The sequence below is a fragment of the Rothia sp. HMSC065B04 genome, from assembly GCF_001812285.1.
GTDB classification, from domain to species: Bacteria; Actinomycetota; Actinomycetes; order Actinomycetales; family Micrococcaceae; genus Rothia; species Rothia mucilaginosa.
Window position 1 is genome coordinate 514666 of sequence record NZ_KV808406.1, and the last position, 17126, is coordinate 531791.

The following is a 17126-nucleotide window of genomic DNA, read 5'->3' on the forward strand; positions in this document are numbered from 1 at the left end:
CGTGAGGAGAACCTAATGTCCCCCAAGAAGACCTCCCTGTACCCGGTTCACGAGAAGCTGGGCGCTTCTTTCACCGACTTTGGTGGCTGGGATATGCCCCTGAAGTATGCTAACGACGTTGCTGAGCACGAGGCTGTCCGTACTCGTGCCGGTATTTTCGACCTGTCTCACATGGGTGAGTTCCGTGTGACCGGCCCGGATGCGGGTGCGTTCCTGGATTACGCTCTGGTGTCGAACATGTCCATCCTGAAGGTTGGTAAGGCGAAGTACTCGATCCTGGTCAACGATAAGGGCGGCGTGATTGACGACCTGATTACTTACCGTCTGGGCGATGAGGAATTCATGGTCGTTCCGAACGCTTCGAACATTGACACTGACTTCGCGGCGATGAGCGAGCGCCTGGGCGATTTTAACGTTGAGTTTGTGAATGAGTCGGATCAGACTTCTCTGGTGGCTGTTCAGGGTCCTCGTGCTGAGGAGATTCTGCTGGCTGCTGGTGTTTCTGATGAGGAGGCTGTCCGCGAGCTGAAGTACTACGCTTCGGTGCCGCTGACTGTTGCCGGTGTTGATGTTCTGCTGGCTCGTACCGGTTACACCGGTGAGGACGGCTTCGAGCTGTTCGTTCCGAATGAGAACGCTGTTGAGCTGTGGGATAAGCTGGCTGCTGCTGGTGAGCCTTTCGGTATGATTCCTGCCGGCCTGGCCTCTCGTGACTCCCTGCGTCTTGAGGCTGGTATGCCGCTGTACGGTCATGAGCTGGGTCTTGAGATTACTCCGTTTGAGTCCGGTCTGGGCCGTCTGGTCGAGATTGCTCTGGAGAAGAAGGCGGCTGACTTCGTTGGTCGTGAGGCTCTGACTGAGCTGGCTAAGAGCGAGTCGAAGCGCATCCTGGTTGGTTTGAAGGCTCAGGCGAAGCGTCCTGCTCGTGCCGGTTCTAAGCTGGTGGATGCTGAGGGCAATGAGATTGGTGAGGTTACCTCCGGTATTCCTTCCCCGACTCTGGGCTTCCCGATTGCTATGGCGCTGGTGAACCGTGAATTCTCTGAGGTTGGTTCTACTGTGGATGTTGATATCCGCGGTAAGCGTGCTCCGTTTGATGTTGTGGCTCTGCCGTTCTACAAGCGTGAGAAGTAAGAGTTTTTCTGCAGGTAATCTGTAGGGTAGAGGCGTCGTGTCCTGTGTGGGCACGGCGCCTTTTCTGCGCCGTGAGGTGGGCATTGAACGGTGGGGGAGAGCGCGAGGTGTTCTGAGCCTTAGTTTGTGCTGGTTCTGAAGTGCGTTAGGATTAGAGCGGCCAGTCAAGGGTGATTGTCCGCACTTATAGACCGCAGATTGATGTGTGGTTCCTCCGTTGAGGGGCGCGTATCTTTTGGTGCGGTGCACAGACATTTTTATTTGAAGGACAGAACGTGGCTATTAACCAGAGCGCGCCCAGTAGCGTGCAGAAGAAGGCAGAGGCTCTGCCGTATGACATCAGTGTTTTTGAGATGTTCAGCATTGGCGTGGGTCCTTCGAGCTCGCATACGGTCGGTCCGATGCGTGCTTCGAATCGTTTTGTGGCGGAGCTGATTGATGAGGGCCTGCTGAATCGTGTGACGGGTGTGCACGTGGATCTTTATGGTTCGTTGGCGGCTACGGGTGCTGGTCACGGTACGATGAGTGCTGCGTTGAAGGGCCTGTGCGGTTTTGTTCCGGAGACTATCAATATCGCTGATTCTGAGGCGATGATTGAGCGCAATAGCGTGGATGGTACTTTGCCGCTTGCTGGTTACCCGTCCTCTGCGTACGGTGTGACTGCACCCGGTGGTGAGGAGCAGAAGGTGTACGGCCCGGTGGTGAATTACCGTGAGCTGGATATGACCCTGCGTCCGTTGACGGTTCTTCCGCGTCATACGAACGGTATGAAGATTGCGGCGTTTGCGGGTGAGCAGCTGCTGTTGGAGCGCACTTACTATTCGATTGGTGGCGGCTTCATTGTTGAGGGTGATGAGGAGGCGACCGGTTGTGCGTCGCTGATGAACCCTCCGTATCCGTTTGGTTCGGCTGCTGAGCTGCTGGAGATGGCGAATGAGTCTGGTCTGTCGATTGCGCAGTTGAAGATGGCGAATGAGTGTTCTCTGCGTTCTGAGCAGGAGGTCCGTGATGGTATCTTGCATATTTACCGTGTGATGAAGGAGTGTATCGGTTCTTCGTTGGCGCGTGTGGGTTATTTGCCGGGGCCGCTGAAGGTGCGTTGCCGTGCGGGTGCGTGGCATCGCGATTTGATGGTGGAGGATCCTTCGAAGTCTCCTGAGTTCGCTATTGACTGGGTGAATCTGATTGCTTTGGCGGTCAATGAGGAGAACGCTTTTGGTGGTCGTGTGGTGACTGCTCCGACGAATGGTGCTGCGGGTATTATTCCTGCGGTGCTGCATTACGCGATGAATTACACGCAGGGTATCCGCCATTGCGGTCAGGCTGCCCGTGATCAGGCGGTTATTGATTTCTTCTTGGCGTCTTCTGCTGTGGGTGTGCTGTATAAGAAGCGTGCTTCGATTTCTGGTGCTGAGGTGGGTTGCCAGGGTGAGGTGGGTAGTGCCTCTTCGATGGCTGCTGCTGGTTTGGCACAGGTGATGGGTGGTACCCCTGAGCAGGTTGAGAATGCTGCTGAGATTGCGATGGAACACAACCTGGGTCTGACGTGTGACCCGGTGGGTGGTTTGGTGCAGATTCCGTGTATTGAGCGTAATGCGATGGCGGCGTCGAATGCTGTGACGGCTGCTCGTATGGCGTTGCGTGGCGATGGTACGCACCGTGTGTCGTTGGATCAGGTGATTGAGACGATGCGTCAGACCGGTTTGGATATGTCTCACCGTTATAAGGAGACGTCCATGGGTGGTTTGGCTGTGAATGTGGTGGAATGCTAGGTGCACGCTGCGGCAGGTTTGCACTCCTGATGAGGGTGTGGTAGACAGAAGGGCTTTCTTCCTGTATCGTTAGTATTTACGCTTTCCCTAACCTTTGTGCCTTCATATAGCGGTGGGCACGGGCTGAAGGTGACGTTTTTCCGTCCGACTCTATAGCTTCGAGCACCGTTTTATTCGGGGGCTGAGGTTGTCGTGTCGCCGGTAATGTCGCCGGGAGGCTGATTGCTAACAGACATGTCTGTGGAAGGATCCCCATTTTGGTCGCTTCGAGCACCTCTAACCATGACGCCGCTAACGGCGCAGAGAACGTCTCGCGCCGAATTTCATTCGCGAAGATTAACGAACCGCTGAAGGTTCCCAACCTGCTTGCTATCCAGACCGATAGCTTCGACCGCCTCGTTGGTAACGAGCGCTGGGCGGAGCGTCTGGAGAAGGCGCAGGCTGCTGGTGACACTTCTGTCCCCGCTCAGTCCGGTCTGGCTGAGATTTTTGAAGAAATCTCCCCGATTCGTGACTTCCAGGAGACTATGCAGCTCTCCTTCTCTGAGCCTGAGTTTGCTGACCCCAAGTACTCTGTTGAGGAGTGCAAGGACCGCGACGCAACCTACTCGGCTCCGCTGTACATTAAGGCTGAATTCATGAACCTCGCTACCGGCGAGGTCAAGCAGCAGACCCTGTTCATGGGTGACTTCCCCCTGATGACCGAGGCCGGTACCTTCGTTATTAACGGTACTGAGCGTGTGGTCGTTTCTCAGCTGGTGCGTTCCCCCGGTGCTTACTTCGAGAAGGCTCCGGACCGTACCTCCGATAAGGACATTTACTCTGCCCGCGTGATTCCTTCCCGCGGTGCATGGTTCGAGCTTGAGATTGATAAGCGCGACCAGGTTGGCGTGCGTCTGGACCGCAAGCGTAAGCAGTCCGTGACTGTTCTGCTGAAGGCTCTGGGCTGGACCGAGTCCAAGATTCTGGCTGAGTTCGGTCAGTACGACTCCATCCGCGCAACCCTGGAGAAGGACTCCGTCAAGGATCGCGACGAGGCTCTGCTGGACATCTACCGCAAGTTGCGTCCGGGCGAACCCCCGACGGTTGAAGCTGCCCAGGCTCTGCTGGACAACATGTACTTCACCCCGCGCCGCTACGACCTGGCGAAGGTTGGCCGTTACAAGCTGAACCGTAAGCTCGGTGTGGACGTTCCCATGGATTCCCCTGAGGCTTCCGTTCTGAGCCAGGACGACATCGCTCAGATGATTCGTTACCTCTGCGCTCTGCACGCAGGCGAGACCAGCATCCCCGGCGTCCGTGACGGCGAGGAGATCTCCCTCAAGATCGATATCGACGATATCGACCACTTCGGTAACCGTCGTATCCGCACCGTGGGCGAGCTGATTGAGAACCAGATCCGTACCGGTCTGTCCCGTATGGAGCGCGTGGTTCGCGAGCGCATGACCACCCAGGACGTGGACGCTATCACCCCGCAGTCCCTGGTGAACATCCGCCCCGTCGTGGCGGCTATCAAGGAGTTCTTCGGTACTTCTCAGCTGTCGCAGTTCATGGACCAGAACAACCCGCTGGCAGGTCTGACCCACAAGCGTCGTCTGTCCGCACTGGGTCCGGGCGGTCTGTCCCGTGACCGTGCGGGCATGGAAGTTCGAGACGTCCACCCCTCGCACTACGGTCGTATGTGCCCCATTGAAACCCCTGAAGGCCCGAACATTGGTCTGATTGGTTCGCTGGCAACCTACGGTCGCATCAACTCCTTCGGTTTCATTGAGACCCCCTACCGCGTGGTGACTGATGGCCGCGTGACCGATGAGGTCCGCTACCTGACTGCTGACGACGAGAAGTCTGTTGTTATCGCACAGGCAAACGCACCGCTGAACGCTGACCGCACCTTCGCTGAGAACGAGGTTCTCTGCCGTGCGGGCGATGGTTCTGGCGAAGCTGTTCTGGTTGCTCCCGGCGCCGTTCAGTACATGGACGTCTCCCCGCGCCAGATGGTGTCTGTTGCTACCGCTCTGATTCCTTACCTGGAGCACGACGATGCTAACCGAGCACTGATGGGTGCTAACATGCAGCGTCAGGCTGTGCCCCTGCTGGAGTCTGAGGCTCCCGTGGTTGGTACCGGTATGGAGAAGTACGCAGCACTGGACTCCGGTGACTCCGTGCTCGCGAAGAAGCCCGGTGTGGTTTCCTCCGTGGATGCTAAGACCGTTATCGTCCGTAACGACGACGGCTCTGTCTCCACCTACCCGATCATGAAGTTCTCCCGCTCGAACCCGGGTAACTGCTACAACCAGCGCGTTGTGGTGAAGGAAGGCCAGCGCGTCGAGTACCGCGACGTTATTGCTGATGGCCCCTCCACCGACGGCGGCGAGCTGGCGCTGGGTAAGAACCTGCTCGTGGCATACATGCCGTGGGAAGGCCTGAACTACGAGGATGCGATCATCCTCTCCCAGCGCATGGTTTCTGAGGACGTGCTGACCTCGATTCACATTGAGGAGCACGAGATTGACGCCCGCGACACCAAGCTGGGCCCCGAGGAGATTACCCGCGATATTCCGAACGTGTCCGAGGATGTTCTCTCGGCTCTGGACGAGCGCGGCATCATCCATATCGGTGCTGAGGTTGAGGCTGGCGACATCCTCGTCGGTAAGGTTACCCCCAAGGGCGAGACCGAGCTGACCCCCGAGGAGCGCCTGCTGCGCGCAATCTTCGGTGAGAAGTCTCGCGAGGTTCGCGACACCTCCCTGAAGGTTCCTCACGGCGAGTCCGGTACCGTCATCGGTATCCGTATCTTCGACCGCGAGAACAACGATGAGGACGATCTGCCCCCGGGCGTGAACCAGCTGGTCCGCGTGTACGTGGCTCAGAAGCGTAAGATTACCGACGGCGACAAGCTTGCAGGCCGCCACGGTAACAAGGGTGTTATTTCTAAGATCCTGCCGATCGAGGATATGCCCTTCCTGGAAGACGGTACCCCCGTGGATGTCATCCTGAACCCGCTGGGCGTGCCCGGTCGTATGAACATTGGTCAGGTTCTGGAAGTCCACACCGGTTGGCTGGCTAAGCAGGGTTGGAAGATTGAGGGCGAGCCCGAGTGGCTTAAGCACATGCCGAACTTCCCGAAGGAATCCGGCCCGACCCGCCTGGCAACCCCGGTGTTCGACGGTGCCCACGAGGACGAACTGTTCGACCTTATGGACCACTCGAACCCGAACCGCGATGGTGACCGTCTGATCAACCGTTCCGGTAAGGCACGTCTGATTGACGGCCGTTCCGGTGAACCGTTCCCGGACCCGATTTCGGTTGGTTACCAGTACATCCTGAAGCTGCACCACCTGGTGGATGACAAGATTCACGCTCGTTCCACCGGTCCGTACTCGATGATTACCCAGCAGCCTCTGGGTGGTAAGGCGCAGTTCGGTGGTCAGCGCTTCGGCGAGATGGAAGTGTGGGCGCTGGAAGCATACGGCGCCGCATACACCCTGCAGGAAATCCTGACCGTCAAGTCCGATGACGTGGCGGGCCGTGTGAAGGTTTACGAGGCTATCGTGAAGGGCGAGAACATCCCCGAGCCGGGTATCCCCGAATCCTTCAAGGTTCTTATCAAGGAAATGCAGTCTCTGTGCCTGAACGTCGAGGTGCTCTCCACCGACGGCAAGATTATTGAGATGAGCGACTCGGAGGAAGAAGGCTTCCGGGCAGCAGAAGATATGGGCGTGAGCCTGACCCACGACGAGCCTAGCTCCGTCGACGAGGCATAAGCACCGCCTCCTTCTAGGGTGGGGAGCCCCGCATGCGCTCGCGTGCGTTGTGGGGTTCCCGCCCGCTAACCCAAGTCTTCAGAAACTTACAGAAAGAGATTAGGACCGATATGTCCAACGAATCTTCGCTTGGTTTGATGCGAATTGGCCTCGCCACCGCCGACGACATCCGTCGTTGGTCTTTTGGTGAGGTTAAGAAGCCCGAGACCATCAACTACCGTACCCTGAAGCCCGAGAAGGACGGCCTCTTCGACGAGCGTATCTTCGGCCCCACCAAGGACTGGGAGTGCTACTGCGGTAAGTACAAGCGCGTGCGCTTCAAGGGCATTGTGTGTGAGCGCTGTGGTGTTGAGGTGACCCGCTCTAAGGTACGTCGTGAGCGTATGGGCCACATTGAGCTGGCTGCTCCTGTTACCCACATTTGGTACTTCAAGGGTGTTCCTTCCCGCCTGGGTTACCTGCTGGATCTGGCTCCGAAGGACCTGGAGAAGGTCATTTACTTCGCTGCGTACATGATCACTAAGGTTGACGAGGAGGCTCGTCACGAGGATCTGCCGATGCTGCAGGCTGCTCACGATCGTGAGAAGCAGGAGCTTGAGGCTGCTCTGAACGCTGACGTGAACGCTATCAGCCGTGAGGTTGAGGCGGAGCTGGCTCGTATTGAGGCTGAGGGCGGCAAGGCTGCTGAGAAGCGTAAGCTGCGCGATAACGCTGAGCGTCAGCTCGCGTCGGTGCGTAAGCGCTACGAGCGTGAGGCTGAGCACCTGGATCGTGTGTGGGATCGCTTTAAGAACCTGAAGGTCGCTGACCTTGAGGGTGATGAGGCTCTGTACCGTTCCATGATTGATAAGTACGGCCTGTACTTTGAGGGCGCGATGGGCGCAGAGGCCATTAAGAAGCGTCTGGAGTCCTTCGACCTGGAGGCTGAGGCTGAGGCTCTCAAGGAGATTATTCAGACCGGTAAGGGTCAGAAGAAGACCCGCGCCCTGAAGCGTCTGAAGGTTGTTAACGCCTTCCTGACCACTAACAACTCTCCGCTGGGTATGGTCCTGGATGTCGTTCCGGTTATTCCGCCGGAACTGCGTCCGATGGTTCAGCTGGACGGTGGCCGTTTCGCGACCTCCGACCTGAACGACCTGTACCGTCGTGTGATTAACCGTAACAACCGTTTGAAGCGTCTGCTGGAGCTGGGTGCTCCGGAGATTATCGTGAACAACGAGAAGCGTATGCTGCAGGAAGCTGTGGACTCGCTGTTCGATAACGGTCGTCGCGGTCGCCCGGTGACTGGCCCCGGTAACCGCCCCCTGAAGTCTCTGTCTGACATGCTGAAGGGTAAGCAGGGTCGTTTCCGTCAGAACCTGCTGGGTAAGCGTGTTGACTACTCGGGTCGTTCCGTGATTGTGGTTGGTCCCCAGCTGCAGATGCACCAGTGTGGTCTGCCCAAGCAGATGGCTCTGGAGCTGTTCAAGCCCTTCGTTATGAAGCGTCTGGTGGAGCTGAGCCACGCTCAGAACATTAAGAGCGCTAAGCGTATGGTTGAGCGTTTCCGCCCGCAGGTTTGGGACGTTCTGGAAGAGGTCATTGCTGAGCACCCGGTTCTGCTGAACCGTGCACCTACTCTGCACCGCCTCGGTATTCAGGCGTTTGAGCCGAAGCTGGTTGAGGGTAAGGCTATTCAGCTGCACCCGCTGGTTTGCTCCGCGTTCAACGCTGACTTCGATGGTGACCAGATGGCAGTTCACCTGCCGCTGTCTCCCGAGGCTCAGGCTGAGGCTCGTATCCTCATGCTGTCCTCGAACAACATCCTGAAGCCGTCGGATGGCCGCCCTGTGGCTGTTCCTTCGCAGGATATGATCATTGGTCTGTACCACCTGACTACTCCTCGCGATGGTCAGAAGAACGAGGGTCACGCATTCTCCTCGGTGTCTGAGGCTCTGATGGCGATGGATCGTCACGAGATTGAGCTGTACACCAAGGTGAAGATTCGCCTTGATGGTGACCAGTTTGTTGCTCCTGAGGGCTGGGAAGCTCCCGAGGGTTACAAGCCTGGCGACCCTGTCCTGCTGGACTGCACCGTTGGTCAGGTTCTGTTCAACCAGGCTCTGCCGAAGGATTACCCCTGGTTCTCCGGCGTGGCAGATAAGAAGGGCCTGGGTAGCCTGATTAACGATCTGGCTGAGCGTTACCCGATGGATGTTGTGGCTCGTGCTCTGGATAACCTGAAGAACTCCGGTTTCTACTGGGCTTCTCGTTCGGGCGTGACCGTGGCTGTTTCCGATATTGCTACTCCCGCTGAGAAGCCGGCAATTATGGAGCGCTACGAGAAGCAGGCTGCTGCAATTCAGGACGACTTCGAGATCGGTACCATCGATGACGAAGAGCGTCGTCAGGAGCTGATTAAGGTTTGGACTGAGGCTACCGACGTGGTTGCTGAGGCTATGCGTGAGAACCTGAGCTCTCACGGTGGTCTGAACACCATTTACCGTATGGTGACCTCCGGTGCACGTGGTAACTGGATGCAGGTCCGTCAGATTGCGGGTATCCGCGGTCTGGTGTCGAACCCGAAGGGTGAGATTATGCCTCGCCCGATTAAGTCCTCGTACCGTGAGGGCCTGTCGGTTCTGGAGTACTTCATCGCGACCCACGGTGCACGTAAGGGTCTGGCGGATACCGCACTGCGTACCGCTAACTCGGGTTACCTGACTCGTCGTCTGGTGGACGTTTCGCAGGACGTTATCGTTCGCGAGCACGACTGTGGCACTCGCCGCGGTCTGGTTCTGCCTCTGATTGATGAGGATGGCGGTCTGCACCAGGATGTCGAGACTTCGATTCACGGTCGTACCCTTGCGGTTGACGTGAAGGACGAGGCTGGCAACGTTCTGGCTGCTGCTGGTTCCGATGTCTCTGATGAGCTCATTGAGAAGCTCTTCAAGGCAGGCGTGAAGGATGTTCGCGTCCGTTCGGTTCTGACCTGTGAGTCCGCTATTGGTGTGTGTGCACTGTGCTACGGCCGTTCGATGGCTTCGAATGTGCTGGTGGACATTGGTGAGGCTGTTGGTATTATTGCGGCTCAGTCGATTGGTGAGCCCGGTACCCAGCTGACCATGCGTACCTTCCACACCGGTGGTGTGGCTTCGGCTGACGATATTACTCAGGGTCTGCCCCGTATTCAGGAGCTGTTCGAGGCTCGTACCCCCAAGGGTGTTGCCCCGATTTCTGAGGTGTCCGGTCGCGTGACCATTGAGGATACCGAGAAGTCCTACAAGATTGTGGTGACCCCGGACGATGGTTCCGAGCCCCAGTCCTACACTGTTCTGCGTCGTGCAGCTTCTAAGCTGCAGAACGGCGATCACGTTCAGGTTGGCGATCAGCTGGCTACCGGTTCTGTTGATCCGAAGGAGGTTCTGCGTATTCGTGGTCCTCGTGAGGCTCAGAAGCACCTGGTGAGCGAGGTTCAGGGCGTGTACAAGTCGCAGGGTGTGGAAATCCACGACAAGCATGTTGAGGTTATTGTTCGCCAGATGCTGCGTCGCGTGACCGTGATTGAGTCCGGCGATACCGATCTGCTGCCTGGTGAGCTGGTTGATAACATTGCTTTCCAGACTGCTAACCGCAAGGCACTGGTTGAGGGTAAGAAGCCCGCAGCTGGCCGTCCGGAAATGATGGGTATTACCAAGGCTTCGCTGGCTACCGAGTCCTGGCTGTCGGCGGCCTCCTTCCAGGAGACCACCCGCGTCCTGACTCAGGCTGCTATGGAGGCGAAGACTGACCCGCTGCTCGGCCTGAAGGAGAACGTGATCATCGGTAAGCTGGTTCCCGCCGGTACCGGTCTGGCACGTTACAACGATATTGAGGTTGAGCCCAGCGCTCAGGCTACCGCGGAGCGTATGCAGGCTCTGGACACTTTCGGTGGTTACCCGAGCGCATTCCAGATGGATAACGAGGTGTACACTTACGGCAACGGCGGCTTTATGGCTGTTTCGCTGGATGAGTACGGTCGTGGTCTGGACTAAGGCTTCTGCCGTGAGGGGCAGGTTGGAGGTTTAGAGACCCGGCTTGGTCCTTGATAAAGAACGCGGATATTCGAGTTTGTCTCGGGTATCCGCGTTCTTTGTTGTTTAACGAATAGGTGGGGGAGAGGCGACTTTCTTTTAACCGGTACTTTAATATTCTTTATCCTTCAGGGGAAGGTTGCATATTTTTTGCCTAGTGGACGGATTTATTTATGAAAAAATTATTGGAGTGCATGATTTTTCAAACTGGGAAAATTTCTTGAATGGGCAAGAAATTAGATGGCGGTCAAATATTGTGAGACCCCTTGTGATTCGCCCTAATAATGCCATATATAGAATACTTGCTCGTTTTTCTTTGGGTTATATAAAGAATAAATATTCTATATTTGAATAATGCTAATTCAACTTGGAAAGCCCTTTGACTAGGTTCTATTCTTGAAAGCATGCATATCACTCCATTCTCTTCCGGACGGGTGACGAATCAGGGTACCCGACTGTCTTCCGGAGCATCTCGACCTCAGATGTCTGAACAGAATTCCTCCTTGTCTGCAGGGGAGCAAAAGCGCTCCTCTGTTTTTTCGCGTTTTAAGGCACCCACCCACTCTCTTGCTCGCATTGGTGCAGCATGCCTTATTGCGGCGTCCGCAATTCTTCCCGCCGGTCAGGTTGCAACCGCAGCCCCTGCTTCTCAGAGCGCTAGCGCTACCCCCTACCTGGTAGGTGCGGGTGCGGCGGATATTACCGGCGAGCCCGGTGAAGTCGGCTTCATGGGCTACGGCGACTCTTCCCAGAAGGGTAGCGGTGTGCATACTCGTCAGTACGCACGTGCTTTCATTGCGGTGGACCGCGCCTCGGGTAAGCGCAACCTCATCGTTGTGCTTGATACGCTGACCAGTTGGCAGTCGTTGCGTGATGAACTGGTGAAGCGCATCCGTGCAGAGTTTGGCTCCGCGTATGACGAGTCGAACATTATGATTACCGCGACTCACACTCACGCAACTCCGGGTGGTATTACGCACCAGAGCCTGTACAACATTACAACTCTGGGTTTCCATCAGGACACGTTTAATGCACAGGTAGATGGGTCACTGAAGGCGATTCGCCAGGCGACGAAGGACCTTGCGCCCGGTAACCTGACGATTTCTTCTTCAAAGCTGACTGGTGTCGGTGTTAACCGTTCTCGCGAGGCGTTCAACCTGGACTCTCCTGAGATTCGCTCTAAGCTGCCCGGCGGTACCGATCCGACCAATATGACTCTGCGTCTGGAGCGCAACGGTAAGACTCGTGCGGTGTTGAACTGGTATGCGATTCATCCGACGTCTTTGACCTCGAAGAATACTCTGATTTCGAGCGATAACAAGGGGTATGCGGAGTACCTGCTGGAGACTCAGGATCACGGTGTTGACCGCAATGTTCCCGGTAGTGGCGATGGTTTCGTGGCGGCGTTTGCGAATGCTAATGCTGGTGACGTTTCCCCGAATACTTGGTTGAAGCCCGGCCAGGGGCCGACCAATGACCAGTTCAAGAACGTGAAGATTCAGGGTGAGAAGCAGGCTAACGCCGTGCGTTCTCAGCTGAAGAGCTCGGGTACTCCGGTTGGTAAGGGTCTGGATTCGCGCATTTCGTACTTCAACTTCTCGGGTATGAACGTGGATGCCAAGTACACCGGTAGCGGCCAGAATGAGCGCACCTGTCAGGGCTTCCTGGGTACTCCGTTCGGTGCGGGTTCCACTGAGGATGGCGGCGGCGGTTGGGCTGTCTATAAGGAAGGCTCGGGTCGCCCCTCTATTCTGGGTACTTTGGTGTTCACTCCGAGTGCGGCGCAGACGCGTTGTCAGCAGCCGAAGGGCATTCTCTTCTCTGCAAAAAATGGAACGATCATTCAGGAAAAGTATCCGGTGCAGATTATGCGCTTCGGTGACTACTATCTGCTGGGTATGCCCGGCGAGTTTACCGGTGCAGTAGGTGTGCAGTACCGCCAGGATGCTGCCAAGCTCTTCGGCGTTCCTGAATCGCACATCATTCTGCAGGGCTACACCAATGCCTACGACCACTACGTCACGACTCCTGAGGAATACGACTCGCAGCAGTACGAAGGCGGTGCGACCCTCTTTGGCCGTTACACCTCCAGTGCCTTCCGCCAGACTATTAACGTTGTTGGAACTTCCCTGAAGAACGGCACCCCTCTGGGTATCGGTAATCGTCCGAATGATCGTCGCCCGGTAGCTAGCCTGCAGGGTAAGGTCGTCTACGACACTCCGATGTTTGGTACGCGCTACGGTCAGGTGACCCAGCAGCCCCAGGATGCTATTGCCGGCCGTCAGGAGGTGTCGGCTCGTTTCGTGGGTGCACACCCGAACAACAATATGCATCACGATGGTAGCTACTTCGTGATTGAGCGTCGTGTGGGTAATACCTGGAAGTACTACACCGCGGATAACAACCCGGACACCTTCTTTGAGTGGAAGCGCATTGGCGTGTCTGCGTCTCAGGTGACGGTGCGTTGGAACGTTCCGGCAAATACCCCTAAGGGCCAGTACCGCATCCGTTACTACGGCAATGCCAAGAAGAACTCGAAGACTATTACCCCGTTTGAGGGGCAGACTCGAGTCTTCCAGGTGGTGTAGTTCGGCAGTCGCTACGGTGAACCTATAACTGAATACTCTCTTGCGGGAGGTGGGTGCAGTTTTGCGCTCGCCTCCCGCAGTTGTTGAGGCCGTCAGGAATCATTGAGATGGTTCTTGGCGGCTTTCTGCTTTAAAGTGCGTCAAGAAGGTGGCGAGGGAGGGGTGAATCCCAACAATGTAATTTAAGTGAGGCAAATCATCAGCTTTTACCCTTGGATGGGGGCTTAAAAGCAAAGAATCTCCGCTCTGGCGCTAGATTAAGCGGGATTTAACCTGTATAGTCTTATCCGAAGTACTTGAGCTCGGTGCACAAGGATCCACCCCCGGTGGGTTTACGCGGGATATTTCCCGAGGGCACGGGCATGATGAATCAATGGCAGTATGGATACCGTCCTTTGGCGTTGCTTTTTGCTGACGCCTAAATGCCATTTTTAAGCGTGCCCAAAAACTTTTTCACCTCTGATGGTGGGGAATTTTAGCCCTGAGAACTCGCCGAGATGTCGAGGAACCTATAGAAACCAACCGGATATGCATCCGAGCGTTTCTGATAACCGAGAGCACCCATCCAACGTGATGGGGGCCAGTAAGTTTATACGGGCTTCTCTAACGAGAAACCTGATCAAGCAACGGAGAAAACGTGCCTACTATTCAGCAGCTGGTCCGCAAGGGCCGGACTCCCAAGGTCGTTAAGACCAAGGCGCCCGCACTGAAGGGCAACCCCATGAAGCGTGGCGTGTGCACCCGTGTGTACACCACCACCCCGAAGAAGCCGAACTCGGCACTGCGTAAGGTCGCTCGTGTCAAGCTCAACGGCGGCGTCGAGGTTACCGCATACATCCCCGGTGAGGGTCACAACCTGCAGGAGCACTCGATTGTGCTCGTTCGCGGTGGTCGTGTGAAGGACCTCCCCGGTGTTCGCTACAAGATCGTTCGTGGCGCTCTGGATACCCAGGGTGTTAAGGGTCGCGGCCAGGCTCGCTCCCGCTACGGCGCTAAGAAGGAGAAGAAGTAATGCCTCGTAAGGGTCCCGCTCCCAAGCGTCCCCTCGTAAACGATCCTGTTTACGGTTCCGCTCTGGTCACCCAGCTGATCAACAAGGTTCTGCTGGACGGCAAGAAGTCCGTCGCAGAGCGCATCGTCTACGGTGCCCTGGAGGGTGTCGAGAAGAAGACCGGTTCTGACCCGGTCGCAACCCTGAAGAAGGCTATGGACAACATTAAGCCTTCTCTCGAGGTTCGCTCCCGCCGCGTTGGCGGTGCAACCTACCAGGTTCCGGTTGAGGTTCGCCCCGGCCGTTCCACCGCTCTGGCTCTTCGCTGGCTCGTTGGCTTCTCCAAGCAGCGCCGCGAGAAGACCATGACTGAGCGTCTGATGAACGAGATCCTGGATGCATCCAATGGTCTCGGTGCCGCTGTGAAGCGTCGCGAGGACACTCACAAGATGGCCGAGTCCAACAAGGCCTTCGCACACTACCGCTGGTAATTCTCCGTTTAGAGCCTGCCGAGTCGATTCGAGTCGGCAGGCTTTCGGAGTATCTCATTTAGGGAGAATAACGTGGCACTTGACGTGTTCACCGACCTTAACAAGGTCCGCAACATCGGTATTATGGCGCACATCGACGCCGGTAAGACCACCACCACTGAGCGCATTCTGTTCTACACCGGTATTAACCACAAGATTGGTGAGACTCACGACGGCGCTTCCACCATGGACTGGATGGCTCAGGAGCAGGAGCGAGGTATTACCATTACCTCCGCAGCAACCACCTGCTTCTGGAAGGACAACCAGATCAACATTATCGACACCCCCGGTCACGTCGACTTCACCGTTGAGGTTGAGCGCTCCCTGCGCGTCCTCGACGGCGCAGTTGCTGTGTTCGACGGCAAGGAAGGTGTTGAGCCCCAGTCTGAGACCGTTTGGCGCCAGGCTGACAAGTACGATGTCCCCCGTATCTGCTTCGTCAACAAGATGGACAAGATGGGTGCTGACTTCTACTTCACCGTTCAGACCATCATCGACCGCCTGGGCGCACGCCCGCTGGTTGTTCAGCTCCCCATCGGCGCTGAGAGCGACTTCCTCGGTGTTGTTGACCTGCTCGAAATGAAGGCATACGTCTGGCCCGGCGACGCCAAGGGTGACGTGACCATGGGCTCCTCTTACGAGGTTCAGGACATTCCTGCTGACCTGGTTGAGAAGGCTGAACAGTACCGCGCTGAGCTGGTTGAGGCTGTTGCTGAGGCTAGCGAAGAGCTCATGGAGAAGTACCTCGAAGAGGGCGAGCTGACCATCCCCGAGATTAAGGCTGGTATCCGTCAGCTGGTTATCTCCGGTGAGGCATTCCCCGTTCTCTGTGGTTCTGCATTCAAGAACCGCGGTGTTCAGCCCATGCTGGACGCTGTGATCGAGTACCTGCCCTCCCCGCTGGACGTTCCGGACGTTGTCGGCTCCAACCCCTCCAACGAGGAAGAGAAGCTGACCCGTAAGGCATCCGCTGAGGAGCCCTTCGCAGCACTGGCGTTCAAGGTTGCAGCTCACCCGTTCTATGGTCAGCTGACCTACACCCGTGTGTACTCCGGTACCGCAGCTCAGGGCCAGCAGGTTCTGAACTCCACCAAGGGTAAGAAGGAGCGCATCGGTAAGCTCTTCCAGATGCACTCCAACAAGGAGAACCCTGTTGAGGAGATCACCGCAGGTCACATTTACGCTGCAATCGGTCTGAAGGACACCACCACCGGTGACACCCTGTGCGACCCCGCACACCCGATTGTTCTCGAGTCGATGACCTTCCCCGATCCCGTGATCTTCGTGGCTATCGAGCCCAAGACCAAGGGTGACCAGGAGAAGATGTCCACCGCTATCCAGAAGCTCTCCGCTGAGGACCCCACCTTCACCGTTTCGCTGAACGAAGAAACCGGTCAGACCGAAATTGGTGGTATGGGTGAGCTGCACCTGGACATCATCGTTGACCGTATGAAGCGTGAGTTCAAGGTTGAGGCTAACGTTGGTAAGCCTCAGGTTGCTTACCGCGAGACCATCAAGAAGGCAGTCGAGAAGGTCGACTACACCCACAAGAAGCAGACCGGTGGTTCCGGTCAATTCGCAAAGGTGCAGGTCTCCTTCGAGCCCCTGCCCCTGGATGGCGAAGAGCTGTACGAGTTCGAGGACAAGGTCACCGGTGGCCGCGTTCCTCGCGAGTACATCCCCTCGGTCGACGCTGGTATCCAGGACGCTATGAAGTTCGGTGTCCTCGCTGGCTACCCGATGGTGGGCGTGAAGGCAACCCTGATCGACGGTGCTTACCACGACGTCGACTCCTCCGAAATGGCGTTCAAGATCGCTGGTTCGATGGTCTTCAAGGAAGGCGCTAAGCGCGCTAACCCGGTCCTGCTCGAGCCGCTGATGGACGTTGAGGTTCGTACCCCCGAGGAGTACATGGGCGACGTTATCGGCGACCTGAACTCCCGCCGTGGCCAGGTTCGTTCCATGGAGGACGCATCCGGCGTTAAGATCATCAAGGCTATCGTGCCCCTGACCGAAATGTTCGGTTACATTGGCGACCTGCGTGGCAAGACCCAGGGTCGTGCAGTGTTCTCGATGGCATTCGACAGCTACGGCGAGGTTCCCAAGAACGTCGCTGACGAGATCATTCAGAAGAGCCGCGGCGAGTAATTTTCGCGTCTCACCCGTGGGCCACGGGCTAAAAACCTGTGGCCCACGCTAAAATTTTCAATTAAATCCATTATTGAGAGCATGAACAGTTTCATCTCTGCGGCGTAATCCGCTATTGTAGACGCTAGACCGTTTTATAACGGGATG

The 17126-nt window shown here is 56.6% G+C and carries 9 protein-coding genes; all 9 read left to right on the forward strand.

Going from position 1 to position 17126, the window contains the following annotated elements:
• The first annotated feature begins 15 nt into the window (after positions 1–15).
• The 9 genes from gcvT to fusA all read left to right on the forward strand — a co-directional run bounded on the left by gcvT (position 16) and on the right by fusA (position 16979).
• On the forward strand, positions 16–1134 hold the full coding sequence (gene gcvT, locus HMPREF2845_RS02210) for a glycine cleavage system aminomethyltransferase GcvT (RefSeq protein ID WP_049338079.1): 1119 nt from the start codon (positions 16–18) through the stop codon (positions 1132–1134).
• 275 nt (positions 1135–1409) lie between these two features.
• Positions 1410–2906: an L-serine ammonia-lyase gene (locus HMPREF2845_RS02215; protein WP_070633777.1), complete on the forward strand. Its 1497-nt coding sequence runs from the start codon at positions 1410–1412 to the stop codon at positions 2904–2906.
• A gap of 257 nt (positions 2907–3163) precedes the next feature.
• On the forward strand, positions 3164–6670 hold the full coding sequence (rpoB, locus tag HMPREF2845_RS02220) for a DNA-directed RNA polymerase subunit beta (RefSeq protein WP_005504932.1): 3507 nt from the start codon (positions 3164–3166) through the stop codon (positions 6668–6670).
• Positions 6671–6780: 110 nt separating this feature from the next.
• The gene (locus tag HMPREF2845_RS02225) at positions 6781–10683 is read left to right on the forward strand and encodes a DNA-directed RNA polymerase subunit beta' (RefSeq protein ID WP_070633778.1); all 3903 of its coding nucleotides are present in this window, start codon (positions 6781–6783) and stop codon (positions 10681–10683) included.
• Between the two features lie 196 nt (positions 10684–10879).
• The gene (locus HMPREF2845_RS09340) at positions 10880–11077 is read left to right on the forward strand and encodes a hypothetical protein (RefSeq protein ID WP_168165466.1); all 198 of its coding nucleotides are present in this window, start codon (positions 10880–10882) and stop codon (positions 11075–11077) included.
• Between the two features lie 127 nt (positions 11078–11204).
• Positions 11205–13310, forward strand: coding sequence for a neutral/alkaline non-lysosomal ceramidase N-terminal domain-containing protein (locus HMPREF2845_RS02230; RefSeq protein ID WP_083308720.1), 2106 nt, complete (start codon positions 11205–11207; stop codon positions 13308–13310).
• 637 nt (positions 13311–13947) lie between these two features.
• A complete protein-coding gene (gene rpsL, locus HMPREF2845_RS02235) occupies positions 13948–14322 on the forward strand; it encodes a 30S ribosomal protein S12 (protein ID WP_005504939.1) in 375 nt (124 codons plus the stop codon).
• The gene (gene rpsG, locus HMPREF2845_RS02240; protein ID WP_005504941.1) at positions 14322–14792 is read left to right on the forward strand and encodes a 30S ribosomal protein S7; all 471 of its coding nucleotides are present in this window, start codon (positions 14322–14324) and stop codon (positions 14790–14792) included. The genes rpsL and rpsG overlap by 1 nt, the downstream gene beginning before the upstream one ends.
• 72 nt (positions 14793–14864) lie before the next feature.
• Positions 14865–16979 (forward strand): elongation factor G, encoded by a 2115-nt coding sequence (gene fusA, locus HMPREF2845_RS02245; protein WP_049347282.1) that lies wholly within the window; start codon positions 14865–14867, stop codon positions 16977–16979.
• The last annotated feature ends 147 nt before the right edge of the window (positions 16980–17126 follow it).